23 protein-coding genes and 1 pseudogene are annotated in these 24,634 nt (G+C 68.5%); 8 read left to right on the top strand and 16 right to left on the bottom strand.

The window, feature by feature from the left end; translation table 11 throughout:
* Positions 1 to 120: 120 nt before the first annotated feature.
* Positions 121 to 1,719: pseudogene (gene mhpA / locus ACWDUD_RS06450) on the bottom strand (bifunctional 3-(3-hydroxy-phenyl)propionate/3-hydroxycinnamic acid hydroxylase MhpA); the annotation flags it as partial.
* A 175-nt stretch (positions 1,720 to 1,894) separates the two neighbouring features.
* On the opposite strand from mhpA, the gene ACWDUD_RS06445 reads away from it, so the two are divergent.
* On the top strand, positions 1,895 to 2,596 hold the full coding sequence (locus ACWDUD_RS06445) for an IclR family transcriptional regulator (RefSeq protein ID WP_450108740.1): 702 nt from the start codon (positions 1,895 to 1,897) through the stop codon (positions 2,594 to 2,596).
* An 18-nt stretch (positions 2,597 to 2,614) separates the two neighbouring features.
* Here the strand turns inward: ACWDUD_RS06445 and ACWDUD_RS06440 are convergent, their stop codons facing one another.
* The 9 genes from ACWDUD_RS06440 to ACWDUD_RS06400 all read right to left on the bottom strand — a co-directional run bounded on the left by ACWDUD_RS06440 (position 2,615) and on the right by ACWDUD_RS06400 (position 12,172).
* The gene (locus ACWDUD_RS06440; protein WP_450108739.1) at positions 2,615 to 3,469 is read right to left on the bottom strand and encodes an alpha/beta fold hydrolase; all 855 of its coding nucleotides are present in this window, start codon (positions 3,467 to 3,469) and stop codon (positions 2,615 to 2,617) included.
* Positions 3,466 to 4,422 (bottom strand): 3-carboxyethylcatechol 2,3-dioxygenase, encoded by a 957-nt coding sequence (locus ACWDUD_RS06435; protein ID WP_450108738.1) that lies wholly within the window; start codon positions 4,420 to 4,422, stop codon positions 3,466 to 3,468. The genes ACWDUD_RS06440 and ACWDUD_RS06435 overlap by 4 nt, the downstream gene beginning before the upstream one ends.
* Positions 4,423 to 4,594: 172 nt before the next feature.
* Positions 4,595 to 5,737: a CoA transferase gene (locus tag ACWDUD_RS06430; protein WP_450108737.1), complete on the bottom strand. Its 1,143-nt coding sequence runs from the start codon at positions 5,735 to 5,737 to the stop codon at positions 4,595 to 4,597.
* Positions 5,734 to 6,969, bottom strand: coding sequence for an acetyl-CoA C-acetyltransferase (locus tag ACWDUD_RS06425; RefSeq protein WP_450108736.1), 1,236 nt, complete (start codon positions 6,967 to 6,969; stop codon positions 5,734 to 5,736). Before ACWDUD_RS06425 ends, ACWDUD_RS06430 begins: the two co-directional genes overlap by 4 nt.
* Positions 6,962 to 8,665 carry an AMP-binding protein gene (locus ACWDUD_RS06420; RefSeq protein ID WP_450108735.1) on the bottom strand — a complete coding sequence of 568 codons (1,704 nt, stop codon included), beginning with the start codon at positions 8,663 to 8,665 and terminating at the stop codon, positions 6,962 to 6,964. Before ACWDUD_RS06420 ends, ACWDUD_RS06425 begins: the two co-directional genes overlap by 8 nt.
* Positions 8,662 to 9,537 (bottom strand): alpha/beta fold hydrolase, encoded by an 876-nt coding sequence (locus ACWDUD_RS06415; protein WP_450108734.1) that lies wholly within the window; start codon positions 9,535 to 9,537, stop codon positions 8,662 to 8,664. The genes ACWDUD_RS06420 and ACWDUD_RS06415 overlap by 4 nt, the downstream gene beginning before the upstream one ends.
* Complete coding sequence (locus tag ACWDUD_RS06410) at positions 9,534 to 10,277, bottom strand: hypothetical protein (protein WP_450108733.1); 744 nt, start codon at positions 10,275 to 10,277, stop codon at positions 9,534 to 9,536. The genes ACWDUD_RS06415 and ACWDUD_RS06410 overlap by 4 nt, the downstream gene beginning before the upstream one ends.
* Positions 10,277 to 11,470 carry an acyl-CoA dehydrogenase family protein gene (locus ACWDUD_RS06405; protein WP_450108732.1) on the bottom strand — a complete coding sequence of 398 codons (1,194 nt, stop codon included), beginning with the start codon at positions 11,468 to 11,470 and terminating at the stop codon, positions 10,277 to 10,279. The genes ACWDUD_RS06410 and ACWDUD_RS06405 overlap by 1 nt, the downstream gene beginning before the upstream one ends.
* A 99-nt stretch (positions 11,471 to 11,569) precedes the next feature.
* Positions 11,570 to 12,172, bottom strand: coding sequence for a TetR/AcrR family transcriptional regulator (locus tag ACWDUD_RS06400; RefSeq protein ID WP_450108731.1), 603 nt, complete (start codon positions 12,170 to 12,172; stop codon positions 11,570 to 11,572).
* A 143-nt stretch (positions 12,173 to 12,315) separates the two neighbouring features.
* On the opposite strand from ACWDUD_RS06400, the gene ACWDUD_RS06395 reads away from it, so the two are divergent.
* The gene (locus ACWDUD_RS06395; RefSeq protein ID WP_450108824.1) at positions 12,316 to 12,849 is read left to right on the top strand and encodes a nuclear transport factor 2 family protein; all 534 of its coding nucleotides are present in this window, start codon (positions 12,316 to 12,318) and stop codon (positions 12,847 to 12,849) included.
* Positions 12,850 to 12,899: 50 nt separating this feature from the next.
* On the opposite strand, the gene ACWDUD_RS06390 is transcribed toward ACWDUD_RS06395, so the two are convergent.
* Complete coding sequence (locus ACWDUD_RS06390) at positions 12,900 to 13,436, bottom strand: DinB family protein (protein WP_450108730.1); 537 nt, start codon at positions 13,434 to 13,436, stop codon at positions 12,900 to 12,902.
* Positions 13,437 to 13,552: 116 nt separating this feature from the next.
* Between ACWDUD_RS06390 and ACWDUD_RS06385 the strand changes: the two genes are divergently transcribed.
* Positions 13,553 to 14,377 carry an alpha/beta fold hydrolase gene (locus tag ACWDUD_RS06385; protein ID WP_450108729.1) on the top strand — a complete coding sequence of 275 codons (825 nt, stop codon included), beginning with the start codon at positions 13,553 to 13,555 and terminating at the stop codon, positions 14,375 to 14,377.
* A gap of 9 nt (positions 14,378 to 14,386) precedes the next feature.
* Here ACWDUD_RS06385 and ACWDUD_RS06380 read toward each other — a convergent pair whose 3' ends face one another.
* Together ACWDUD_RS06380 and ACWDUD_RS06375 are read right to left on the bottom strand one after the other, a co-directional pair.
* The gene (locus ACWDUD_RS06380; RefSeq protein WP_450108728.1) at positions 14,387 to 14,569 is read right to left on the bottom strand and encodes a hypothetical protein; all 183 of its coding nucleotides are present in this window, start codon (positions 14,567 to 14,569) and stop codon (positions 14,387 to 14,389) included.
* Between the two features lie 61 nt (positions 14,570 to 14,630).
* Positions 14,631 to 15,110, bottom strand: coding sequence for a TspO/MBR family protein (locus tag ACWDUD_RS06375; protein ID WP_450108727.1), 480 nt, complete (start codon positions 15,108 to 15,110; stop codon positions 14,631 to 14,633).
* Between the two features lie 216 nt (positions 15,111 to 15,326).
* On the opposite strand from ACWDUD_RS06375, the gene ACWDUD_RS06370 reads away from it, so the two are divergent.
* Entirely contained in the window at positions 15,327 to 16,331 is a 1,005-nt protein-coding gene (locus ACWDUD_RS06370; RefSeq protein ID WP_450108726.1) for an MBL fold metallo-hydrolase, read from the top strand.
* Positions 16,332 to 16,383: 52 nt separating this feature from the next.
* On the opposite strand, the gene ACWDUD_RS06365 is transcribed toward ACWDUD_RS06370, so the two are convergent.
* The 3 genes from ACWDUD_RS06365 to ACWDUD_RS06355 all read right to left on the bottom strand — a co-directional run bounded on the left by ACWDUD_RS06365 (position 16,384) and on the right by ACWDUD_RS06355 (position 19,651).
* Positions 16,384 to 17,493, bottom strand: coding sequence for a lipid II:glycine glycyltransferase FemX (locus ACWDUD_RS06365; RefSeq protein ID WP_450108725.1), 1,110 nt, complete (start codon positions 17,491 to 17,493; stop codon positions 16,384 to 16,386).
* Positions 17,494 to 17,865: 372 nt separating this feature from the next.
* Positions 17,866 to 18,957, bottom strand: a complete 1,092-nt coding sequence (locus ACWDUD_RS06360) for a DUF475 domain-containing protein (RefSeq protein ID WP_450108724.1) — start codon at positions 18,955 to 18,957, stop codon at positions 17,866 to 17,868.
* Between the two features lie 118 nt (positions 18,958 to 19,075).
* A complete protein-coding gene (locus ACWDUD_RS06355) occupies positions 19,076 to 19,651 on the bottom strand; it encodes a TerD family protein (protein ID WP_197251073.1) in 576 nt (191 codons plus the stop codon).
* 228 nt (positions 19,652 to 19,879) lie between these two features.
* Here ACWDUD_RS06355 and ACWDUD_RS06350 point away from each other — a divergent pair, with 228 nt between their 5' ends.
* From ACWDUD_RS06350 to ACWDUD_RS06335, 4 genes are read left to right on the top strand one after another with little or no spacing between them, the layout of a single operon-like run.
* Positions 19,880 to 21,001 (top strand): hypothetical protein, encoded by a 1,122-nt coding sequence (locus tag ACWDUD_RS06350; RefSeq protein WP_450108823.1) that lies wholly within the window; start codon positions 19,880 to 19,882, stop codon positions 20,999 to 21,001.
* Positions 20,998 to 22,188 (top strand): HpcH/HpaI aldolase/citrate lyase family protein, encoded by a 1,191-nt coding sequence (locus ACWDUD_RS06345; RefSeq protein WP_450108723.1) that lies wholly within the window; start codon positions 20,998 to 21,000, stop codon positions 22,186 to 22,188. Before ACWDUD_RS06350 ends, ACWDUD_RS06345 begins: the two co-directional genes overlap by 4 nt.
* Positions 22,185 to 23,501: a phosphoribosyltransferase family protein gene (locus ACWDUD_RS06340; protein ID WP_450108722.1), complete on the top strand. Its 1,317-nt coding sequence runs from the start codon at positions 22,185 to 22,187 to the stop codon at positions 23,499 to 23,501. The genes ACWDUD_RS06345 and ACWDUD_RS06340 overlap by 4 nt, the downstream gene beginning before the upstream one ends.
* Positions 23,498 to 24,604 carry a cysteine protease StiP family protein gene (locus ACWDUD_RS06335; RefSeq protein ID WP_450108721.1) on the top strand — a complete coding sequence of 369 codons (1,107 nt, stop codon included), beginning with the start codon at positions 23,498 to 23,500 and terminating at the stop codon, positions 24,602 to 24,604. The genes ACWDUD_RS06340 and ACWDUD_RS06335 overlap by 4 nt, the downstream gene beginning before the upstream one ends.
* The last annotated feature ends 30 nt before the right edge of the window (positions 24,605 to 24,634 follow it).

Here is a 24,634-nt window from a genome sequence, read left to right as displayed (position 1 = left end):
AGTTGGTCGATCCGCCGAAATCGTCAGGCGGAGAACGGCACCCGTCAGGTGCGGTGAAAGTTCCGGCCGTCAGCCTGCTGCCGCGTCCGAAACGTCGTCCACCAGGTACTTCTCCATTCCCAGAACGCTCAGCAGTTGCGCCGACAGCAGACCGGCATCCTGGGCGATGCCGGCAGCGGCCACGAAGCGGTCCGGTCGCAGGAAGAGGACGGATTCGCTGTGGGCGTCGAACCACTTCTTCAACTGCCCCGGGTCGCCGACCACGGTCACGTCGTCGCCGTACGAGGTCTGCCCGATCTGAGCTGCCGGCACAACGGCGACGAGTCGGGCGCCGATCGCGCGCCACGCCTCGACGCTGCGTTTGTCGAGGACCGCGGTGGGGTCGTTGTTCCAGCAGAGCACCGCGAACCAGTTCCCGAGCGCCTCGTCGAGCAGGCACCGCCCGTTCTCGGTGACCACCTCGGGCTGGATGAACATCCGTCCTACCGGCGAGGTCTTGCCGGGGCGAGGGACGACGGCGCCGGTCTCGTACCGCGGCATCGGCTTGAACCGCATCTCCAGGATGTATCGCTTCAGCGTGGGGAGCACGGACGCCGAGCGGAGCACCCTGTCGCGGAGCCAGGCGAGGCGCTCGTTCCGCACCGAGATCACCCGTCCGACCATGGTGGACAGGTCGATCATCGCTCGTGCGTGGCCCCGTCGCTCTTCGTCGTAGGTCTTCAGCAGATCGGATTCGGCCTGACCCGAACACACCGCCGCGAGCTTCCAGCCGAGGTTCACGGCGTCGCGCACGCCGCTGTTGTATCCCTGCCCCTGCCAGACCGGCATCAGATGCGCCGCGTCGCCCGCGAGGAAGATGCGTCCGCGACCGAACTCCCCCGCGATCCGCGAGTGGTGGGTGTAGATGCGGTACGCGATGATCTCGGCGTCCTCCGGGCGCGGGATATGCCGGCCCAGGAGCTTCCGCACGAATCCGAGATCGTCGACCTCGGTGTCGGACTCGTCGTCCATCAGCATGAATTCGAAGCGCCGGATGCCGTGGGCGATCGAGATGGAGGCGTAGGGCCGCACCGGGTCGGCACCGACATAGCTGTTCGGTGAACCGATGGGGTCGTGGGCGAGGTCCACGACGAGCCAGCGCGTGGCTGATGTGACGCCGTCGAACGACGTGCCGATGATCCGTCGGGTGCGGCTCCGGCCACCGTCGCAGCCGACCACGTATCGCGCGCACACCCGGCGCGGACGATCATCCTCGAGGAGTTCGACCACGACACCGTCGTCCACCTCCCGCATGGTCTGCATCGAGGTGGACCAGCACACCTCGACGGTGGCGAAGCGCCGAAGTCCGTCCAGGAGTTCTGCATCCACGAGCGGCTGGACGAATCCGTTGCGCCGCGGCCAGCCGAACTGCGCTTCACTCGGCGCCATCTCCGCGAGAAGCTCACCCCTGCCGTTGACGAACCTCAGGATTTGATTCGGGATCAGGTGTCGTTCAACATGTTTCGCCAGTCCGATGCTCTGGAACGCGCGCATGGACTCGTCGTCCAGACCGACGCCACGCGGGTAGTCGATGAGCACGTCCCGCTCTTCGACGACGAGAACCTGCAGCCCTCGCGCTCCCAGGATGTTCGCCAGGGTGAGCCCGACGGGCCCGGCCCCCACAACGAGGACGTCGACGGCGGCAGGCACCGCGGCGGATCGTTCTCGAGCGTCGGTCACGTCGCCCCCTGGATGAGTGTAGTAATTATCGAACGTGCCGCTTCTATATACACACAGACTATGGCGAACGCGAGGTAACCGTGTCAACAGGCGGAGAGGGAATGGTGTATATAATGAATTGCATGTTGCTTTATTCGCACATGCGCGGCTGTGTCTCGACCGGGTCCGGTCCGGCATGACGACTTCCGACGCACGCTCCCGGCCCCAGCCCCAGGTCGGAAGCCAGACGCTGGCTCGCGGACTCACCGCACTGCTCGCGGTGGTGGATTCACCCACCGGCATGACCGTTCAGCAGCTTGCCGCAGAGCTCGGAGTCCACCGTTCGATCGCGTACCGAATCCTGCAGACGCTACGCGACTTCGGATTCGTGACACCCGGCTCGGACGGCGTGTACCGCCCCGGCTCACGTCTGGCCTCGCTCTCGACAGCCTATCTGCCGGCGTTGCGCGAGATCGCCACCCCGGTGATGCGGCGTCTCGCCGACCATGCCGGATGCACCGTCCACCTGTTCGTCGCCGAGCGGGACGAAGCCGTCTCCATCGAGGTCGTCGAGCCGGTCACCGTCCCCCAGCACATCTCCTTCCGCGCCGGGATGCGCACGACGCTGGATCGCGGAGCGGCCGCCTACGCCCTCCTGTCGGCCGGCCCGGCGCTGCCCGACGAACCCGAGGCCGTCACCGAGGCGCGCCGACGCGGATACGCCACGAGCGCGGGCGAAATCGAATCCGGTGTCTACGCGGTCGCGGCGCCCATCGCGAACTCGCACCCCACCGCGTGCCTCACTCTCATGAGCCACCGCGAGGAGCAGCTGACCGCAGCCTCACCGGAAGTCGTACGGGCCGCAGAGGAAATCGCCCGAGCGATACTCGACGCCTGAGCGTCTGGCGTACGAGACTCACCGTCCCGCGTCGTCGCACAGGAACCCGATCACGGCCTTGTCGCAGGTCTCCCGCTGCTCCCACTGGGGCCAGTGCCCCGCGCCGTCGATGAAGAGGAACTGCCCGTCCGGCAGTTTGTCGGCCATGTCCATCCCGGCCGCAGCGGGTCCGGACGGGTCGTTGCTGGTCCAGATCACCAGCACCGGCACCGTCACCGCCGCCAGGTCGGCGTCGGTCACCATGTTGCGCCGGCGCACCTCGGGATCCTGCAGACACAGGACGTGGCGCATCGACTCCGCAAACCCCGGCTGCGAATAGATCGCCCGGCGACACCCGACAAGTTCGTCTGTGACACTGGCGGGATCGGCCATGAGCCACTCGAGACGCGCCCGGATGCGCTCGTGGGTCGGTTCGTCGGCGGCGGCCTGACTCAGGTCCCGGATCCGCGCCATCACCTCGGGGGCTGCCATGGTTCCCCCGGGTGTGTTGAGCACGATCCGGCGCAGCCGATCAGGATGCGCGACAGCGAATTTGATCGCTACCCAGCCGCCGAGCGACTCGCCGCACAGGTGCGCCCGCTCCAGACCGAGATCATCGAGCAACGCGGCGAGATGGTCGACGTAGGCGTCGAGTTCGAGGTCGCGATCGGCCGGAGTCGTGTAGCCCTGCCCCGGGAAGTCGTAGGCGACGACGGAGAAGTGCTCGGCGAGCGCCGGTATGTTGCGCGAGTAGGCCTCCAGGTGACCTCCCGTGCCGTGCATGAGCACCAGCGCAGGCCCGGATCCCGCCCGCAGCACACGGGTTCGCCATCCGTCGATCTCGCGGTACTCGATCGTATGAGCCACCGAGCCGAGGTCGTCCCACATCGTCATCGCGCACCAGCCTCCTTCTGCATTGCCGTGGTGACGGCGAACCCGGCGAACCATTCCTTGATCGGCCGGTAGTACCGGCTGGTCATCTCGTAGGAACCCTGCGTGGACAGGGCCGCGTAAGCCGCGATCCAGGTACGGATCTCGTGAGCGGAGCGGCCGGCCTCCCCGGTGAACCAGTCGTTCGGCTTCTCGTCGAACGCGGCGATGTCGCCCGACTCGAACGCATCGAGCACCAGGGCATCCCACTCCGGATTGAGGTCGTGGAAGTCCGCCGATCCCGCAGCGAACGCCCCGGCGGCGGCCACGGTACGAGACTCCCGCTCCCGCCGTTGCTCTGCAGTCGGGTTGCGCCCGTGCGTGATCCGCGCGGCGACCTCCGGAGTCGCACCCTCCAGCCGCGGAACAGGCGGATCGTGCGAGAGACCACCGGACCCGACGACGAGTACTCTCTTCCCGGATTCCCCCAGGACCCGCCCTGCCGCCTCCCCCAGCAGACGGGCTCGGCTCGCCGGGCCGAGCGGCTCGGCCACACAGTTGACGAACACCGGAACCACGGGCGGGATCTCGTCCACCGACCCGAACAGGAAGAGCAGGGGCTGGACGAAACCGTGGTCGACCTGCATCGCTTCGGACAACGCGACGTCGACACCCGAATCGAGAGCATGCCGCGCGATCGCATAGGCGGCGTCGCGGTCCACCGGGAGCGGCCCGCTCGGCAGGCCGTAGTCACCCACGGATGCCGCTGCTGCACCGACGCAGAACGACGGCATCAGGTCGTACAGGAATCCGTTGTAATGGTCGGGGGCGAAGACGAGCACGAGTTCGGGATCGAAGGCTTCCACGAAAGCCCTGGCTCCGGCTAGTTGTTCGCGCACTTCGCGCACGACGTCCGCCGCCGGATCGTGCAGGCCGATCAGCGGCGAGTGCGACGAGGCGCACAAGGCAAGCGGCATGGCAGCTCCGTCCGTCGACCGGCCTGTCCTTGCCGGTGATGCCCCGACCGTTGTTCTGTATATACACAAGCAACCTCGGTATATACACGCGTGACGGTAGCATGCGACACACAGACCCACAACGAGCCCGGAGGGCGAATCCGGTTCGATCCCAATCGAACCGGTGGGATCGTCAGTCCGACAGCGCTGCGAGGATCTCGTCGGTGTGCTGCCCGTGCCGAGGTGCCGGCCGCGCCTCGGTGTACCGACCGTTCCAGCGCAGTGGCGATCGTGCGGTCAGGACGGGCCCGATCCCGGGCTGGTCGACGTACTGCACCACCGCGTCCGGGCGGGCCGCGAGATCGGCGGCGACCTCGTCCATCGTCCGGTACGGCGCCCACAGCACTCGGGTGCCCGCAAGGTCCGCTTCGACCTGCGCGAGGGTGCGCGACGAGAACCACGGGGCGAGGATCGCGGTGATCGCATCCCGCGCTTCGAACCGATCACCTTCCGCGGTCAGATCGAGGCCGCGTTGCTTCTCGAGCGCAGCGAACACATCCGCGGTTCCGGTGACCTCGACCAGCGCCCGCCACTGCCCCGGCGTCAGGCCGACGATCATCACCGAACGACCGTCGCCCGTCGGGAAGTCGGAGCCGTAGCTGCCGAACAACGCGTTCCCGATCCGGTCGCGACCGGACCCACGCGCCTCGGCCTCGGCGAGCCAGCCCATGCTCGCGACCGCGGAGACCGCGACGTCGTCGAGGGCGAGTTCCAGATAGCTGCCCTCACCGGTCCGGTCACGCCGGTGCAGTGCCGTGACGATGCCGAGCGCGGCGTGGACACCGGTGATCAGGTCCCACGCGGGCAACACGTGGTTCACCGGCGCGGTGTGCCCGGCCGGTCCGGTCATCGACGGCAGTCCGACGGCTGCGTTGACGGTGTAATCGACGGCCGGGCTTCCGTCCGCGTTGCCGGCGATGTGCAGGTGGATCAGGTCGGGCCGGCGAGCGGCCAGCGCCTCGTGCGCGAGCCACGGGGCATGCGCGGCGTTCTCGAGGACGATGCCCGCCCGGGCGATCAGATCGACGACCACCGCGCGGCCCTCGTCGCTGCGCAGATCCACCGCCAGGGACCGTTTCGCCTGGTTGAGACCGGTCCAGTAGAGGCTCTCGCCGTCGTCGGTGAGCGGCCAGCGCCCACCGTCGACGGCCCCGCCGACCGGGTCGACGCGGATGACGTCGGCACCGAGTTCGGCGAGCATGCGTCCCGCGGTGGGACCGGCGACGAAACTCGACAGGTCGACGACCTGGACGCCGTCGAGGGGGCGCGCGGTCACGACACCCGCTCGAAGATCGCGGTCAGACCCTGGCCACCGCCGATGCACATCGTCTCGAGGCCGTAGCGGGCACCACGGCGGTCGAGTTCACGCAGCAGGGTCGCGAGGATGCGCACACCGGTCGCGCCGACCGGATGCCCCAGCGAGATACCGGAGCCGTTGACGTTGGTGCGATCGAAATCTGCTGCGGTGAAATTCCATTCGCGGGTCACCGCGAGTGCCTGCGCGGCGAACGCCTCGTTGAGTTCGATCAGGTCGATGTCGGCGAGGGACAGACCGGCACGCTTCAGCGCCTTCTCGGTGGACGGCACCGGACCGATACCCATCTCGGACGGGGCGACGCCCGCGGCAGCCCAGGTCACGAGCCGGCCCAGCGGGCGCAACCCGAGACGCTCTGCGGTGGCACGGCTGGTGACGACACAGGCTGCGGCACCGTCGTTCTGGCCGCTCGCGTTGCCCGCGGTCACGGTCGCGTCGGGATCCTGCTTGCCCATGATCGGGCGCAGTTTCGCGAGGGTCTCGACGGTGGTGTCGGCGCGCGGGTGTTCGTCGCGATCGATCACCTTCGGCTCGCCCTTGCGCTGCGGCACGGTGACCGGCACGATCTCCTCCGCGAACTTGCCGGAGTCGATGGCCGCGACCGCGCGGCGATGCGATTCGACGGCGAGTTCGTCCTGCTCGAGGCGGGAGATGCCGTACTTGCGGCGCAGGTTCTCCGCGGTTTCGAGCATGCCGCCCGGAACCGGATGGTTGCGTCCGCCGGCGGTGACGCGCCCGCGGGCGAGCCGGTCGTGCAGGGCCGCGGGGGCACCCTTGGCGCCCCAGCGCATCGATTCGGTGTAGTACTCGGCGCGGCTCATGGATTCGACGCCACCGGCGATCACGATGTCGGCGACACCGGTCTGGACGCGCATCGCCGCGTCGAGCACCGCCTGCAGGCCCGAGCCGCAACGACGGTCGAGCTGCAGCCCGGGGACGGTGACGGGCAGGCCGGCGTCGAGCGCGGCGACCCGGCCCATCGCCGGAGCCTCCCCGTTGGGGTAGCACTGGCCGAAGATCACGTCGTCGATCTGCTCGGGGTCGATGCCGGTGCGGGACACCAACTCCGACACGACGCGGGCGGCGAGGTCGGTGGCGGGCACGTCGACGAACATGCCGCCGTATCGGCCGACGGGGGTGCGCAGCGGTTCGCAGATCACCACATCGGTGGCGCCGGCGGTGGAATCAGTCACGGCGGTAGTCCCTTTCGCGATCGGTCCAGTTCTGCGCCCACTCGCGCAGCTCGACGGCCCTGATCTTCGTTCCGTTTCCGCCCACGGTGGTGGGCAGGTGATCGACGATGTGCACTGCCGACGGCACCTTGAACGCCGCGAGTTCCTCACGGCACCAGCGCTTCAGTACGTCGGCATCGGTGTCGGTGGACGCGTCGTCGGTGGGGACGACGAACGCGACGGCCTGCGTGTAGCCGCCGTCGCCGGCGATCCCGACGACCTTGACGATCCCCACGTCGGGGTGCTGCGCGAGGCGGTGCTCGATCTCCGCGGGGTCGACGAGGAATCCACGCAGCCGCAGCACATCTCCCATACGGCACACGAATCGATAGGCGCCGTCACCGGTCGCGACCGCGAGGTCGCCGCTCCGGAACCAGCCGTCGGCCGTGAACGCGCGCTGCGCCGCCTCCGGGTTGCCGAGATAGGCGTCGACGACGTTGGGACCGCGCAACTGCAGCTCACCCTGCTCACCGGCGGGAAGGACGCGGTCGTCCACCGGATCGACGATCCGCGCTTCGATCCACGGTGCCACCGGCCGTCCGCCGCCGTTCCAGCGCACCGACTCCGGATCCTCGGCGGACCACAGCAGTGTGAGCGCGAAGACCTCGGACGAACCGAAGACACCGGAGGTGAGGGCACCGAATTCGTCGCGGGCCCAGCGGGCGATGTCGTGGGATCGACCCAGGAAGTCGGCGATACCGAGCCACTTCAGAGCCGACAGGTCGGAACGTGGCTCCGTGTGCCAGGTGTCGTACAGCCGTCCGAACAGGTCGTCGCCGCCCACCACGTGGGTGACCTTCAACTCCTGCATGCGGCGGAGCACCGCGGCGGCGTCGAACACCGGTTCCATGAGCAGGCTTCCACCACCGGCGAGCGTCGCCATGGCGGTGCTGAATCCGAACACTCCGGACACCGGCAGCACGCACAACGTCACATCGCCGGGGACCACTCCCATGATCGCGGCGTCGGCGCGACCGTGCCGCACCACCGCCGAATCCCGGTGCGCGGCAAGCTTGGGCGTGCCGGTGGACCCGGAGGTCGTGAACGCCACCGCAAGCAGGTCCGACGGATCGGCGACCGCACCGGCGGCGGTGACCGTCGCGGTGACCGGGGTACGGGGTACACGGGTGCCGCGGATGTCGCCGCTGCCGACGAGCCATGCTCCGCCGCCGAGGTCGAATCCCGCTGGGTCGACGGGTGTGGCCGGTGCGGACGGACCGGTGACTACCGCGACGGCCGGGGTGGCGACCTCCGAAGCCGATTCCGCTGCGGCACTCAGTGTTCCGAACAGATCGAGACCGTGGAAGGACGCGGCCACGGCGACCACCGCCGGGCGGGCGGCGACGAGGATGTGCGCGACCTCGCCGGTGTTGTAGCGGGTGTTGACGCCGATGACGTGGGCGCCGAGCGACGACGCGGCAAACTGCCACACCAGCGCGTCGGACCAGTTCGGCAGCATCACGGCGATGCACTGGCCGGATTCGATTCCGGCATCCGCGAGTTCGGTGCGCAGGGCCTCGACCTGTTCGCCGAAACGGGCGCGGGTGCAGGTGCGGATCTCGTCACCGACGACGTCGAAGGCGAGCGGCGCGTCCGGGTCGGTGGTGATCAACTCCGCGAGGAGTCCGGTCAGCGAGGTGGTGTCGGTGGTGGTCACAACGCAACCTCCTCGGAATCCCTTACCGAAAGATCGGTTTCGTCGAGTTCGCGGAACCAGGTGTCGACGACGGCGGCGAAGTCGTCGACTTCCTCCATCGGGTAGTGGCCGATCCCCGACAGCCCGGTGTACCGCGCGAGGCCGGGATGCGCCTCGTTGACGCGGGCGGCCACCTGCTCGACCTCGGCGGCGCGGATCCACGGATCGTCGAGGCCGGCGACGAGATGGATGGGTGCGTCGATGAGGTGCAGACGGTCGCGGACGTCGTGGCTGCCCCAGCCGATCAGATCGGACGAGGAGATCTCGGGGTCCTCGCGCTTGTGCATCGTCGCGATCACGCGTGCTTTGTCGTCGGGCACCGAGGTGCCCACCGACGCCAGGGTTCCGAGATAGGTGCGTTCGGCGCGAGCCGGGCCGGCGACGTCCTCGAGTTCCCGCCGCAGTCCGGCGACGTTGACGCGACCCGGACCGGCCTCGGCCTCCATCGCGACGGCGCCGGCCAGCGGACGTTCCGGGCGGACGGACAGTTCGAGGGTGAGCTTGCCGCCGATGGAGCAGCCGACCACATAGGGGCGCTCGATCTCGAGTTCGTCGAGGACGGCGCAGAGCCAGTCGCCGTAGGCGGTCAGCGACGTGACCGGTCCGCCCGGGGCCGGCTCGGAGCGTCCGTGGCCCGGCAGATCGGGCACGATGACGCGGTATCCGCGGGCGGCGAGGTCGCGGGCGACGTGACGGTACTGCACGCCGCTCTGCCCCGCGGTGTGGATGCAGAGCACGGTCGGCAACGTATCCGGCGCGGGATGCGCATCGGGGGTGACGATCTCGACGAACCCGAGGGCACCGGCGATCTCGAGGTAGCGCGCTTCGATCACGGCCGGACCTCCTGGGCGAGTGCGCGCGCGTGCGCGATGACGATGTTGAGCGGTTTGGTGAGTCGCAGGTACTCGTATCCGTCTCCGCTGGAGGAGAATTCGCCGCCGATGGCACGGCGCATGAAGTCGTCGCGTTCGGCGAGCACCACCTCGGCCCAGAGATGGGCCGGCGCAACGAAGGTGAAGGTCGCGCCGTGCGGGGTGCGCCGCGTGACGTCGACGATGCGGCCCTTGTAGATCCGCAGGTGCAGTTCCCGGTCGTCGCAGCGCAGGCCGATCGTGCCGTCCCAGCTCGACAACGACGACGCGAACTCCGCGTCCTCGTCGAGACGTGCGCGCAGCAGCTCACCCCACGCCGCGGTGCAGAAGTCCAGCTCCGGACGCGCCGGGGCGGCGGTCGAATCGTCGAGCCGCCAGGTTTCGGTTCCACACTCCCGCACGGTCCCGGTGTCGTCGACGAGCCGGACGTACCGGTCGACGATGCCGTCGGCGATGCGCGTGACCAGCACGTCCGCGTGAACGGCATCGTCGTGGGTGACCGGACGGCTCGTGGACCAGGTGATGCCGGTCCGGGTTGCGCCGAGGATGGGCGGTGTCAGCAGTTCGGCGGCGATCGCGCCCGCGAGCGCACTGCCGCCGGGCAGGGCGATGCCGGCTTCGGCGAGCAGCGGTGCGAGTTCCCTTGCGGCTCCGGCGATTCGGTCTCCGACGGTGACGAGATCGGATGTCGTGAGGGTCATCAGTCTTCGACCCTTCCGAGCAGTTCGTCGGAGATGATGCGCATCTGGATCTCGCTGGTGCCCTCGAAGATCTTCGTCAGGCGCGCATCCCGCCAGTGCCGTTCGACCTGGAAGTCGGTGGTGTAACCGGCACCGCCGTGGATCTGCACGGCCTCACTGGTGACCTGCTCGGCCATCTCGGTGGCGACGAGCTTGCACATAGACGCCTCGAGCGAGCAGCGCCGCCCGGTGTCGATGTCGGTGGCAACCGAGTACATGAGCTGGCGGGCCGCTTCGATGTCGGCCGCCATCTTCGCGATCTTGAACCGGAGGTGCTGGAAATCGCCGATGGGGCGGCCGAACTGGCGGCGGGTGTGGACGTACGCGATGGAGTCCTCGAGCGCGGCCCGCGCCAGGCCGATCGCCCGCGCCGCGGTGTGCGCGCGGCCGACCTCGAGTCCCGACACGGCGAGGTAGAAGCCCTTGCCCTCCTCGCCGAGCATCGCCGACGCCGGGATGCGGAAGTTGTCGAACGACAGCTCCCAGGTGTTCCACCCGAAGTAGCCGATCTTGCGGACCTTCGTACCGGAGATCCCTTCCGGGAATACGCCGCGTTCCTTCTCGACGAGGAACGCGCTGATGCCGCGGTGCGGCTTGGCGGGGTCCTTGTTCGGGTCGGTGCGGGCGAACAGAACCAGGTAGTCGGCTTCGTCGGCGTAGGTGCACCACATCTTGGTGCCGTTGACGACCCACTCGTCGCCGTCGCGGGTGGCGCGGCACGAGATGTTGGCGACGTCGGATCCGGCTTCGGCCTCCGAGAGCGCGTAGGCGCCGAGGTATTCGCCGCGGGCGACCTTCGGCAGCAGTGCCGCCTCCTGCTCCGGGGTGAAGCCGCCGCCCATGCCGTTGCCGCGGGCGAGCAGGCCCGACACGCTCATCCAGGCACGGGACAACTCTTCGGCGACGAGGCAGTACTCGAAGACGCCGAGCCCGAGGCCCCCGTGCTCCTCCGGGATCATGATGCCGAAGAAACCGATGTCGGCCATTTCCTTCTTCAGCGAATCCGGGATCGTGCCCTGGACGGGGTCGAGTTCGTTGGCGATGGGCAGCACCTTCGTCATCGCGAAGTCCCGCGCGAGGTCGCGGATGGCGAGGCGTTCCTCGGTGAGGTAGCGCGGGGTATCGGTGCGTGGCTGGGACGGCCGGTGGGTCATGGACACTCCCTCGATGGGCCGGGCAGGCGGGCAAGCAAGGCATTAACGCTTGTTCACCCAGTACAGCATGACCTCCGTCACCCCGTCAACGGCTGAACGCTACGAAGGCCGGTATCCGACGAGGTTGAGGGCGTAGACGCCGTAGTCGTCGGCGACCTGCTGGGCCGTGAGCGGACCCTCGGGCCGGAACCAGAGTGGGATGCCGGCGCACATCGTCAGCACCGCCGTGACGGCCTGGTGAACATGCGGAACCGAGAAAACACCCTGGTCGACGCCGTCTCGAGCAATGTCGACGAACAGCTGTTCCTGCGCGTCGCGGGAGCCGACGACACGCTTGCGGTCCACTTCGCCGAGGTAGCGCAGTTCGGAGTTGGCCACCAGGCAGGCGCGGGGATTGCGGGCGGTGTACAGGGCGTGCGCCACGACCGCGGCGCGCCAGCGATCGACCGGATGCGGGCCGGCCTTGCGCAGGGCATTGCGGGTGACGGTGAACTGTTCGTCACTGGCCCGTCGCAGGATCTCGACGAGCAGTTCGGACTTGTTCTCGAAGTGGTTGTAGACGTTCGCAGCGCTGCAACCTGCACTGTTGGCGATATTGCGCATCGTCGCACCGTGGAATCCGGACGCATAGAACTCGTCGAGCGCCGTCTCCAGAATGCGTTCGCGCACCCCCACCTGCACACCAACCGACCGAGTGTTCATGTATCGGAGCGTAGAGGTCGAACAAACGACCAGCAAGAACCCCGACTTGACCACCCGATAACCCCTGGAATATGGTCCACATCACATGAACGTGCGTTAATCACCGTCGATTATCGATCTCGGAGGATCACGCTGTGACCGCCATGGAGTTCACCGGCGAGGCCACTCTCGCCGACCGCATCGCCCGCCTCGAGGACCTCGAGGCAATCCGCTTGCTCGACGCCCGCTACTGCCGCCACCTCGACGACGGGGACTGGGACGCGCTGATGGACCTGTTCACCGACGACGGTGAATTCGACGGCCTGTCCCACCCGCGCGGGAAGGCCGAGATGCGCGAGTTCTTCGCCGGCCTCGCCGACGGCGGACTGACCGCCTTCTGGCACTTCATCACCAACCTGGAGATCGACCTCGACGGCGACCGCGCGACCGTCCGCTCGTTCCTGTGGCAGCCGTGCGTCACCGACGGGGTCGCGAGCGTCGCCGCCGGCCGGTACACGGACGAGGTCGTCAAGATCGACGGCCGCTGGCTGTACAAGATCAAGCAGGTGCGCTTCCACTTCTTCGGACCACTCGAATCCGGATGGGACGAAAACCTTTTCGCACTCGACTCCGCACGCAGGGCGGCGGTGCGGCCCTCCCCCTCTTTTTCCGAGCGAGCGGTACATTCAGTCGATTGAAGGAGACGAGGGATACATTCGCTCGGAAAAGAGGGGGTGGGGAGGGACGGCTAGTCGAAGGTCATGCCGGCGTCTGCGCCGCGCTGCATGGTGCTGTTCGCGCCGTCGAGCGATTCGCGGATGATGTCTGCGTGGCCGCTGTGGTGTGCGGTCTCACGAATGATGTGCAGCAACACCTTTCGCGCACTCCACCACTCCCGCTCCGGCGCCCAGGGCGCGGTGGGCAGCGGCACCTGCAAGTCGAGATCGTCGAGTGCCAGGACGAACCGTTCGGTCTCCCGCGCGACCTCGGCGTACGCCTCGAGCAGGCCGGCGAGGGTCTCGTCGTCGTTCATGTAGTACTGCACCATCGCCGACTCCATGTCGAACGTGGTGGTGTCGTCGAGGTTGCGGATCGTCGCGATCCAGGTCTTCTCCGTCGCCGTGACGTGCTTGATCAAACCGCCGACCGTGAGATCGCTGACGGTGCTGCGCGTGCGGGCCTGTTCGTCGGTCAGGTTGCGGGCGGTGATCAGCAGCATCTCGCGCTGTTCCGCGAGAATGTCGAGGATGTCCGCGCGTTCTCCGGTTCGGGAATTGTCGGTCATGTCCACTGCCCTTCCGTCGTGGTGATGATGTAATCCACGGTAAGAGCGATTGCGGACAACTTCGGTCACCAATTGGCGGGCGATGAGAAACCACGTCCGCGCGGGTCTGTTCGTGCATGACCATCACACACACCGTTCCCGTGTCCGGCGGCCGGCTGCACTGCGAGGTTCGCGGCGCCGGCCCCCTGCTGATCCTGACCGGCGCCCCGATGGGCGCCGCGGCCCTGGCCCCGTTCGCCGAGGTCCTCGCGGACGACCACACCGTCGTCACCCACGACCCGCGCGGTATCGGGCGCAGTGTCCTCGACGACCCGCACTCCGATTCGACCCCCGACCTGCGCGCCGCCGACCTCGTCGCCGTCCTCGACGCCCTCGATGCGGAGGCCGCCGACGTCTTCGGCACCAGCGGAGGCGCGGTCACCGGTCTCGCCCTCGTGACACTGCACCCGAAGCGGGTACGCACACTGGTCGCTCACGAACCGCCGCTCCTCGAGCTGCTGCACGACGCCGCCGAGCGACGCGCCGCGGTGGATGCGATGGTCGACACCTTCCACCGTGACGGCCTCGGTGCGGCGTGGGCCGCGTTCATGGCCTTCGCCGGATTCGACTCCGGCGCTGCCGGGCCCGACGAACAACCCTCCGGTCCCCCGCCGGGAGAGTCACCGGACCAGGACCTCGCCGACGGCGCCCGCTTCTTCGCCCACGAGATCCGGGGAACCACCCGCTATCTGCCCGACCTCGCCGCGTTGGCGGCGACGCCCGCACGACTCGTGGTCGGCATCGGCGCCGAGTCGCGGGGGCTCGTGACGTACGCGACGTCGATCGCCCTGGCCGAGGCACTTTCCTTGACACCGAAGGAGTTTCCCGGAGGTCACGCCGGATTCGTCGAGCAGCCCGAGAAGTTCGCCGCCGTGCTGCGCGATGCACTCACCCGGCCGTGAGACGTGCGGTCAGGCCGCGAATCCGACCGCACCGATCACCGGGATGATCGTCATGAACACGATCGCGACGGCGAACAGCGTGATCGTCACCTTCTTGTCCCACTTGCTCCGGGTTCCGGTCGCGGCAAGCATGAAGAACACGAATCCGATGCAGATGGAGACGATGCCGATCATCACGGGTGTTTCGAGCATGTCCCCATCATCGCGTATGCCGAAGTCCCGGTCGCCGTGCACCTGCGCCGGGTGAAGCACGTCACCGGTTGAGCTGCGCGATCCGCCCGCTCAGCACCGTCGCGAACCCGGTCCACGCCGCATAGGGTGCCAGTGCCGCACCCGCGATGGGCACGGCGTCGGCGGTGCGTCGTACGAGGTCGGCACTGCTAGCGGCGAGGAGTGCCGCGACCACCGTTGCCGGGACGAGCCGTCCGCCCTTGAAGAACACCCACGACCACGAGCCGTTGAGCACGAGATTCGCGGCGAGCGCGGCGACGTACGCGCGTCGCGCATCGAGTTCGCGACGCCGGGTCAGTTCGTCGATCGCCGCTGCGGACGTGACCGCGATGTCGGCGTACAACGCGGTCCAGACGATGGGGAAAGCCGAGGCCGGCGGCTGGAACGACGGCTTACGGAGGCGGCGGTACCAGCGGGAATCCGATCCCCGGGACGCGACGGACCCGACGAAAGCGGTGATCGCCGTCGCCGCTGTGGTTCCCAGTACCGTTGCTGGTCTCATGCCCCACACCCACCTCTCCTCGACACAGTTGCCCCGTGCGTCTCCGACACAGTTGCCCCGTGCGTCTCCGACACAGTTGCCCCGTGCGTCTCCGACACAGTTGCCCCGTGCGTCTCCGACACAGTTGCCCCGTGCGAATTACCCGCCCACCCTCCGGCCGAAACCCACGCCCTCCGGGCGGTAGCGTGGATGGTCCATACAGATCAGGGGGCGCATATGGAACACGGTGGTCTGACGCAGATCGGCGACGGGGTGTGGGCATTCGTGCGCCCGGGCGGCGGATGGGGCGAAGCGAACACCGGGCTCGTCGTCTCCCCCGGCGCGGCATCCCTGGTCGTGGACACCGTCTGGGATGTGGCGTGGGCCCAGCGCATTTCCGACGTACAGCAACCGCTCGTCATCGACGCTCCCGTCACGGAAGCGGTCAACACCCATTCCGACGGAGATCACTGGTGGGGCAACGACACACTGCCCCCGACGGCGCGGATCACCACCAGTGCGGCGGCGTTGGACGCGATGCACGAGGACCTGCCGCCCGCCGGCTTGAGGGCGCTGGCGACCGCGGGCGAGTTGATCGGCCGCATGCCGGGGCCGGTGAGTGCGGCTGTGGCCTACTCGGCACGGGTGCGAGCGGGGGCCCGATTCCCCCGTCGCACACCACGTTTGCCGGACCGCACCTTCGACACGACCCTCCGGCTGACGGTCGGCGATCGCACGGTGGACCTCGAGCGCCTGGGCCCGTGCCACACCGCGGGCGACGTCGTCGTGCACGTGCCCGACGCGGGCGTGGTGTTCACCGGCGACCTGTTGTGGGTCGGATCCACCCCGATCCTGTGGAACGGTCCGCTCGACAACTGGTTCGCCGCCCTCGACCGCCTCATCGGGTGGGACGCCGCGGTGTACGTTCCCGGTCACGGGTCGACCGGGACCGTCGACGACCTGCGCGCACTCCGCGACTACTGGTTGTGGCTGCGCGACGTCGGCCGCGTGCACTACGAGCGCGGGACCTCCGTGCGGCAGGCGGCGCGAGAAATAGTGCGCAGCAACGAATTCGGGCGATGGAGTTCGTGGCATGCGCCTGAACGGCTGGCGTTGAGCCTGAGCACACTGTTCGACCAGTGGAGCGGCAACCCGCCGGGCGCTCCCACCATCACGCGCCGCGCCCGCGCTTTCGCCGACGCGGAAACACTTCTGCGCGAGGGACTGTTCCGAACTCCCTGACTCCGAAGCGTTCCCGCGACGACGGCCTTCCCGCGACGACGCCGTCACCCGGTCAGGTGAGGAACCTGCGGAACAGGGGGCGCTCCGCCGCCGCGATCAGCATCCGCTCGTAGCCGTACAGGAGGTTCGCCCGGATCCGCCGCGCCGGGACGTCGTAGGCACCGATGTAGTCGACGATGGTCTTGTCGAAACTCAACTTGAACTGACCGACGCCGTGCAGCGGATGCGCCGGATCGTCCGCCTCCCACGACGGCGGGGTCCCGCACATGTCGTACCGCACGGCCCCGTGTTCCCGCGCCCACCGCATCAGTTCCCACTGCACCGCATGGCCGACCCCGTGCGCGCCGAGACCGTTCTCCTCGGACCGCCCCGGCTCCTTCCGCACCGATGCCCCGGTCAGGTACAGCGCGTTGTCACCCACGAGCATCGCGTAGGCGCCGGCCACGACCTTCCCGTCGAGACGCGCGAGGAACAACTGGCCGTTGCCGCTGGCCTGCAGCCGCTGGTAGAGGCTGCGGACATGCTCGAAGGTCCGGATCGGGAACCGTCCGTCGGCCGTCGCGGTCAGCAGGTCGTAGAGGATGCGGCAGTTCTCGTCGGTCGCCTCGACCCGTTCGACGACGACACCGACCCGGGCCGCCTTGCGGATCCAGCGGCGTGCCCGCTGCCCGAACCGGGCCAGCACGTCGTCCTCCGATCCGGTGATGTCCACGACGATCGTGTGCGACGGCGCCCACCCGGGCACGCGCCGATACCCCGCCGCGAGCAGACGCTCCCGCTCGGCAGCATCGTCGCGGATCAGCGGTTCGATCCGCACGGTGAACACACCCTGCTCGGCCGCGAACTCCGCCAGCGCATCGGACACCCGCATGAGGGTGCTGACGTCGAGTACGCCCGGACCCGCCGGCAGATGCCACAACCGCCCCAACAGCGGGATGCGCCGCTCGAGCACGGTGCAGGCGATGTCGTCGACCATCAGATAGACCGGAGTGAAGCCCAGGACACGTTCGTGTTCGGAGTACTCCCGGCCACGCCAGACCGAACCCCCGTCGGGATTCGCGGCGACGAGTTCGTCCCACCTGGCCAGCTCGTGCGCCTCCGCCAGGCGCACTTCCGCTTTCCGCACTACGCCGAGGTCGTCGGCAACTGCATCCACAACCATCTGTCCCTCATCTCACTGCGATGCGCTCCGCCCCGCACGGCGGCAGCGCACCCCGATCCGGTTCGCGGGTGCGTGAGTGCCCGCAGCACTTCGGAGAACGCACACCGCCACGCGTGATCCGGCTGTTCGGCTTCACCGACCGGACGGGCAACGCGTGGTACTCAGCAGCACTGTCGAGGTCCGTCCCGCCTGCGTTATCCGCGGGACAGGGTGAAACAGAGGGTGATAGTCGTTGAAAGTGCAACAATCATCTGTTCGTACGACACGCCGTGACGGTCGGCCGACCGCCTCTCCCCAGAAACGAATGAAGGGCACGTTCGACCGGTTGGACCGGTCGAACGTGCCCTTCACCGTGAGGTGCGGCAGCCCGGGTCAGGAGGTGACGACGGCCTCCCGTGCCTTCTCCTTGCGGTTGCGGTAGACGCTGGATGCGAAGGCCGCGCCGATCAGCGCGATACCGACGAGGCCGGTGACGATCTCGGGGACGTGCGTGCCGATCGAGTACAGCAGGATCAGCGCGAGCGCACCGATCGCCCAGTGGGCGCCGTGCTCGAGGTACACGTACTCCGACAGCGTGCCCTTGCGGACCAGGAAGATCGTGATCGAGCGGACGAACATCGCGCCGATGAAGCCGAGGCCCAGGGCGATGATGATCGGGTCGGACGTGATCGCGAACGCGCCGATGACGCCGTCGAACGAGAACGACGCGTCGAGAACCTCGAGGTAGAGGAACAGGAAGAAGCCGGCCTTACCGGTGGCCTTGGCCAGGGCGGACGGCCCGCCCGCGGACTCCTCGTCCTCCTCGGGGATGTGGAACATCTCACCGAGTCCGTTGACCGCGATGTAGGTGATCATGCCCAGCACGCCGGCGATCATCACCGTCGAGACCTTGTCGTCGGGCGCGATGACCGTCGCCGTGATCAGCAGCAGCGCCGACGCGACGACGACCTCGAGCTGGTCGAGCTTGCCGGCCTTCGCGAGGGGGCGCTCGATCCACTGCAGCCACTTGATTTCGCGTTCCTCGAAGATGAAGTGCAGGAACAACATCAACAGGAACATGCCACCGAACGCAGCGATCTGCGGATGTGCGTCGGTGATGAGCGTTTCGTAGCTGGGGCTGCCGTCGGGGAAGTACGCGGCGCCGTCGGCCGGCGGATTCAGGGCGAGTCTCAGCGCCTCGACGGGCCCGAGGCCCGACGCGGCCCACACGATGACCAGCGGGAACACCAGGCGCATGCCGAAGACGGCGATGAGGATGCCGACGGTGAGGAAGATCTTCTGCCAGAAATCGCTCATCCGCTGCAACACGGTCGCGTTGATGACCGCGTTGTCGAACGACAGCGAGACCTCGAGGACGCCGAGGATGGCGGCGAGGAACAGAGCTTGGGGGCCGCCGTACAGGAAGGCGACGACGAGGGAGACAACGGTGACGGCGAACGACGCCCCGAATATTCGCAGTATCACGACTGCGGCCTTTCTTGATCAGTAGTCAGGTCGATGCAGCGAGGTACTGCAAAAGCCAGGAAGACGAGTCCGGTCCCGGCTACGGACGGCCGGGACCGGATCGAGTTCATCGAACGAGCTAGACGTTGACGCCGTAGTCGCGGGCGATCCCCGCCAGGCCGGACGCGTATCCCTGACCGATCGCACGGAACTTCCACTCGGCGCCGTGCCGGTAGAGCTCACCGAACACCATGGCGGTCTCGGTGGAGGCATCCTCGGTGAGGTCGTAGCGGGCCAGTTCGGTGCCGTTCGCGCGGTTGACGACGCGGATGTAGGCGTTGCGGACCTGACCGAACGACTGGCTGCGGGCCTCGGCGTCGTAGATCGACACCGGGAAGAAGATGCTGTCGATGTTGGCCGGGACCGCCGCGAGGTCGACGTTGATGACCTCGTCGTCGCCCTCACCCTCACCGGTGCGGTTGTCACCGACGTGCTCGATCGAGCCGTCGGGCGACTTCAGGTTGTTGAAGAACACGAAGTGCTGGTCGGACACGACCTTCTTGTCGGCACCGGTTGCGATCGCGCTGGCGTCGAGGTCGAAGTCGGTGCCTGTCGTCGTGCGGACATCCCAGCCGAGGCCGACGGCCACAGCGGTCAGGTTCGGCGCTTCCTTGGTGAGGGAAACGTTTCCGCCCTTGGTCAAGCTGACGCCCATGCGGGGTCCTTTCGATCGTGGGTCGGCGGGCCCGAACGGACCCGCCCGATTTGCGCGTGTTCTCTCCAGCCTAAACGGATACCCGCGGCTGCGCTCCCGCCCTCCTCGCCGACCCGCGGCCGAGTCGGACCGACCAGTACCATTCGGGTCGTGGCGAGCCGATTCACGCGCCGACTCTTCGGGGGTGGGCCTACCGAGGATCCAGCAGCCCGGCACGCCCACGACACGATGGTGGCGGCCTTCCTCGACATGGACCGGCGGCAGTCGGTCACCGAGGCTGCGGTCACCGCGTCGCACGAACTGGAACCCGAGCGGGGCCTGATCCGCATGTGGACACCGATCCGCGAGGCGTGTTACGAGGCCGCCGAGATCTACCTGCGGCTCTCCCGTACCGAACCGGAGCAGCCCCTGGCGAGCGCCGCCGAGTACGAGCAGGCGATCTATCGGATCGGTTCCGCGACAAGAACTCTGGACGAGTTCTACGGCGCCCATCGCGCGCATCTCGAACACGCGATGGCCGTCGCTGCGGCCACTCCGCAACTCGCGCACCGTGCCCGCACCGAGGCGCATGCCGTCGCACAGGCACTGCAGTCGCCGGAGAATGCCGCGTTCGCCGACTATCCGTCGGTGCGGGCCGCAGCGCGCGCACTGGACGCCGCGCTGGACGCGCTCGGGGCCGCTGCCGGGGCAGGCGCGATCCGGAAGCAGGCCGGGCAGGTCGAACAGGCGACGGCGGCGCTGCGAGCGGCCCTGGACCAGGCACCCGCGCAGTCGGAGCGGGCCCGGAACACCCTTGCGTCCGTCACCACCCGGATCGGCGCGGTCCGTACCCGGCTCGAGGGTCTCGCACCGGCGTACTCGGCGCTGTTGCGCGAATTCAACGCGGCAAGTTCCGCCGACCTGACCGGCAACGACCGGCGCGCCACCGAAATGCTCGCGAAAGCCGAGGAGAGCCTGGCCGCGGCACGGGCCGCGTTGTCGGCAGGCCGGCCCGAGGAGGCCCTCGATCACGCGAACGCGGCACGCTCGCAGTTGTCGGTCGCCGAACACAACGTCGACGCCGTCACCAGCCGACTCGCAACCCTGCGCGCCGTACGGGAGAATCCAGGAGCGAAAGTCGATGCCGTGCGCTTCCGACTGCGTGACGCGCAGCACCTCGCGGTGCAGCGTGGATTGACCGCAGAATGGGGCTCGGTACTCGACGCACAACTCGCCCGGATCGACAGAGCCGTCGATTCGCTGACAGGAATCCACCCGGACTACTGGGCGTACGTGCGCGATCTGGACGCGGTGACGGACTTCATCACCGGGGTGGTGCAACGAATGAGAGGACGGACGGACAGCCCATGAGCGGGGGGACCTTCACGCAGGTGCGTGGCACATGCCACTTCCGGCACCTGGATCCGGCCACACGGGACACCTTGTTCCTCCACCACCCCCAACCGTTCGACGACAGCGACGACCGTGAACGCCTGGCGCTCGCGCTCGGCGCAACCCTCTACGTGCCGGCAACCCGTCCGGATCTGGCCGCGACCGTGCTGCGCCGCGCCGCCGAGGGGGTCACCTCGATGGTTCTGGACCTGGAGGACGCCGTCGCCGACGACGAGGTGGAGGAAGGCCTGCGCAACACCGTCGACACCCTCGACCGGCTGGCCGGGACGGATGCGGCGGGCATGCTGCTGTTCGTCCGGGTGCGCACACCCGACGGCGTCGACCGCATCGCCGCCGAGCTCGGCACGGGCGTCGGCGCCCTCACCGGCTTCGTGCTACCGAAGTTCGGGGCGAGCACCGGGCGCGCATTCCTCGACGCGGTCGCCGCGGCGTCGGAACGGCTCGGCAAACACCTGTATGCGATGCCGGTGCTCGAGTCCAGCGAACTCGTCCATCGTCAGACCCGCGACGACGAACTGCAGGCGGTGTCGGCGCTGCTCGCCGAGCACCGGCAGCGGGTGCTGGCCGTGCGGATCGGCGCGACCGACATGTGCGGCACGTTCGGCATCCGACGCGACCGCGACCTGACCATCTACGACGTGCGGGTCGTCGTCGACGTCATCGCCGATGTCGTCAACTACCTGGGCCGCACCGACGGCACCGGGTTCGTCATCACCGGTCCGGTGTGGGAGTACTTCGCCGACCACGAACGCATGTTCCGGCCGATGCTGCGGGCCACCCCGTTCGAGGAACACGATGCGGTGCTGTTCCGCCAGCAGCTCGTGAGCCGCGACCTCGACGGGCTGCTCCGGGAGATCGCGCTGGACCGGGCCAACGGCATCCAGGGCAAGACGGTGATCCATCCGTCGCACGTGGCCGCGGTGCACGCACTGTCCGCGGTGACCCACGAGGAATACCACGACGCCGTCGACATCCTCGGCGGCGACACCGGCGGCGTCCGCGCCTCCGGATATCGCAACAAGATGAACGAACGCCGCCCGCATCGCACGTGGGCGCAGCAGACGGTGCTGCGCGCGTCGGTGTTCGGTGTCACCAACAAAGGAGTCACGTTCGTGGACCTGCTGACCGCACTGGTGGACCGGTGAGCGCCGCCGCTCCGGCCGGCGTCGCCGAGGACGTTCGGATTCCCTGGGCGACGCAGGAGTTCGGCCTGACGCTGCACCACCACGATTCGGCCACCGGGTACCGCGTGCCGGAGCTGGTCCACCCCGGGCTGCGCCGCAATCCGCGCCGCGCGCACCTGCTGGTGTCCACCGTGCTGGGCAAGCACGTGCCGACCGATCCCGCGGTCGTGATCGCCGCCGGCGACCGGCTCGGCGATCTGGTGGCCGAGCTGCTCGGCGAGGACGCGTCGACGGCGGTCGTCCTGGGCTTCGCCGAGACCGCGACGGGCCTGGGGCATTGTGTCGCCGCGCGTATCGGCGCGGCCTGCTACCTGCATTCCACCCGCCGCGACGTTCCGGGCGCCGACACGTTCGCCGGTTTCGAGGAGGGACACTCCCACGCGACCTTCCATCTGCTCCAGCCGACCTCCCCGGACCTGTTCGCGAACCCTGCCCCACTCGTCCTCGTCGACGACGAGATCTCGACCGGGACAACCGCGCTCGATGCCATTCGCGCGCTGCACCGGCACCACCCGCGCAGCCGGTACGTGATCGCCTCCCTCGTCGACATGCGCGCCGAGGAGCACCAGCGTGCGGTCGCGGAGGCCGCCGGTGATCTCGGCGCACGGATCGAGCACGTGTCGCTCGCGTCCGGACGGGCCGTGATTCCCGAGGGCACCACCGAACGTGTGACGGCACTGACCGATCCGGTGCTGAACCCCCGCGCGCCGCATCGCGGAACCGCGGAGTTCGTCGAACTTCCTTGGCCGGCAACGGTTCCCGACGGGGGTCGGCACGGATTCCTGAGCACCGACACCGCGGGTTTCGACGCTGCGATCGCCGTGGCGGCCGACGCCCTCGCGGCAGCGCTCGAACCCGGTCGTCCGGCCGTCGTCGTCGGGCACGAGGAACTGATGTACCTGCCGCTGCGGCTCGCCGACACCCTCGCGACCCGTGGCACGGCCACTCGATTCCAGACCACCACCCGCTCCCCCGGTTACGTCCTCGACGTCCCCGGCTATCCGCTGCGCCGCGGATTCACCTTCCTCGCACCGGAACACGTGCCGGAGACGCACGAAACCGAGGCACCCCGGTATCTGTACAACGCGCAGTGGCCGGACGCCGACCGGCGGCCCGCGCTCGTGCTGGTGGTCGACAGCCCCGCGGACACCGACCGGCTCCGCGCGACCGGAGGACTCGTCGACGTCCTCACCGCCGCCGGTGAGGACGTGCTCGTCGCGACGGTTCCCGCGACCGACCCGGTCGCGCTTCGTATCAGCAGGGAGGCACTGTGACGGCACCGTTGACCGGGCCCGGATTCGGGTCGTATGCGCCGGACGACGTGACCTGGCTGCTCAAGGACCTCTCGCACGTCGACCTCGAAACCGACATCGCCGAGCGGGAGCAACGAATCCAGGCGGGGCTTGCGCACTACGCCGAGTCGCTGCCGGTGGAGTACCGGCCCGACGCGGCCTACCGCGAACTGTTCGACAAGGTGCTCGCCGAGACCTCCGGGCGGCTGGCGCGCGCGGTCGGCACCGTCACCGAACTCCTTCTGGCAGAACGCGGGCCGGACCTGACGCTCGTGTCGTTGGCCCGTGCCGGCACGCCCGTCGGCATCCTGATCCGGCGGTGGGCTCAGCACCATCACGGACTGTCGTTGCCGCACTACGCGGTGTCGATCGTGCGGGGCCGTGGCATCGACGCCGCCGCGCTCGACCACATCACCGCGCGGCACGATCCGGCGTCGGTGGTCTTCGTCGACGGGTGGACCGGCAAGGGTGCGATCGCCCGCGAGTTGTCCGCGGCGCTGGCCGAGTACGCGGCGGCCGGTGGCCCGGCGCTGTCCGACGATCTCGCGGTTCTGGCCGATCCTGGGCAGTGCGTGCGCACCTACGGCACCCGCGACGATTTCCTCATCGCCTCCGCGTGCCTGAATTCCACTGTGTCCGGGCTGATCTCACGCACAGTCCTCAACGACACCCTGATCGGGCCGGGTGAGTTCCACGGCGCGAAGTTCTACGCCGAACTCGCCGGCGAGGACGTGTCGACGACGCTGATCGACGCGGTGTGCGCGGAGTTCGGCGATCGCGAGAGCGCGGTCGCCGACGCCCGATTGGTCATGAACTCCGACCGCACCCCGACGTGGGCGGGCTGGGCGTCGGTGGAACTGATCCGGGCCCGGTACGGGATCTCCACCGTGAACTTCGTCAAACCCGGTGTGGGAGAGACGACGCGGGTGCTGCTGCGGCGTGTGCCGTGGAAGGTTCTCGTGCGCGAGGCCGACGCCCCCGAGCACGCGCACATCCGGATGCTCGCCGCAGCGCGCGGTGTCCCGGTCGTGGAGGTCCCCGACCTCGCCTATTCCTGCATGGGCCTGATCAAGGACCTGCCGTGACCACCGCGCTGATCGCCTCGGACCTCGACC

This window comes from Rhodococcus sp. NPDC003382 (assembly GCF_053589135.1).
This window is presented reverse-complemented; position numbering and strand designations above follow the sequence as displayed.

Bases quoted from the DNA above. Each gene is read 5' to 3' on its own strand.
- ACWDUD_RS06435 (WP_450108738.1), bottom strand. From the start codon at position 4,422: ATGCCGCTTGCCTTGTGCGCCTCGTCGCACTCGCCGCTGATCGGCCTG.
- ACWDUD_RS06410 (WP_450108733.1), bottom strand. From the start codon at position 10,277: ATGACCCTCACGACATCCGATCTCGTCACCGTCGGAGACCGAATCGCC.
- ACWDUD_RS06350 (WP_450108823.1), top strand. From the start codon at position 19,880: ATGGTGGCGGCCTTCCTCGACATGGACCGGCGGCAGTCGGTCACCGAG.
- ACWDUD_RS06395 (WP_450108824.1), top strand. From the start codon at position 12,316: ATGGAGTTCACCGGCGAGGCCACTCTCGCCGACCGCATCGCCCGCCTC.
- ACWDUD_RS06375 (WP_450108727.1), bottom strand. From the start codon at position 15,110: ATGAGACCAGCAACGGTACTGGGAACCACAGCGGCGACGGCGATCACC.
- ACWDUD_RS06400 (WP_450108731.1), bottom strand. From the start codon at position 12,172: ATGAACACTCGGTCGGTTGGTGTGCAGGTGGGGGTGCGCGAACGCATT.
- ACWDUD_RS06370 (WP_450108726.1), top strand. From the start codon at position 15,327: ATGGAACACGGTGGTCTGACGCAGATCGGCGACGGGGTGTGGGCATTC.
- ACWDUD_RS06390 (WP_450108730.1), bottom strand. From the start codon at position 13,436: ATGACCGACAATTCCCGAACCGGAGAACGCGCGGACATCCTCGACATT.
- ACWDUD_RS06440 (WP_450108739.1), bottom strand. From the start codon at position 3,469: ATGACGATGTGGGACGACCTCGGCTCGGTGGCTCATACGATCGAGTAC.
- ACWDUD_RS06380 (WP_450108728.1), bottom strand. From the start codon at position 14,569: ATGCTCGAAACACCCGTGATGATCGGCATCGTCTCCATCTGCATCGGA.
- ACWDUD_RS06355 (WP_197251073.1), bottom strand. From the start codon at position 19,651: ATGGGCGTCAGCTTGACCAAGGGCGGAAACGTTTCCCTCACCAAGGAA.
- ACWDUD_RS06345 (WP_450108723.1), top strand. From the start codon at position 20,998: ATGAGCGGGGGGACCTTCACGCAGGTGCGTGGCACATGCCACTTCCGG.
- ACWDUD_RS06445 (WP_450108740.1), top strand. From the start codon at position 1,895: ATGACGACTTCCGACGCACGCTCCCGGCCCCAGCCCCAGGTCGGAAGC.
- ACWDUD_RS06405 (WP_450108732.1), bottom strand. From the start codon at position 11,470: ATGACCCACCGGCCGTCCCAGCCACGCACCGATACCCCGCGCTACCTC.
- ACWDUD_RS06385 (WP_450108729.1), top strand. From the start codon at position 13,553: ATGACCATCACACACACCGTTCCCGTGTCCGGCGGCCGGCTGCACTGC.
- ACWDUD_RS06365 (WP_450108725.1), bottom strand. From the start codon at position 17,493: ATGGTTGTGGATGCAGTTGCCGACGACCTCGGCGTAGTGCGGAAAGCG.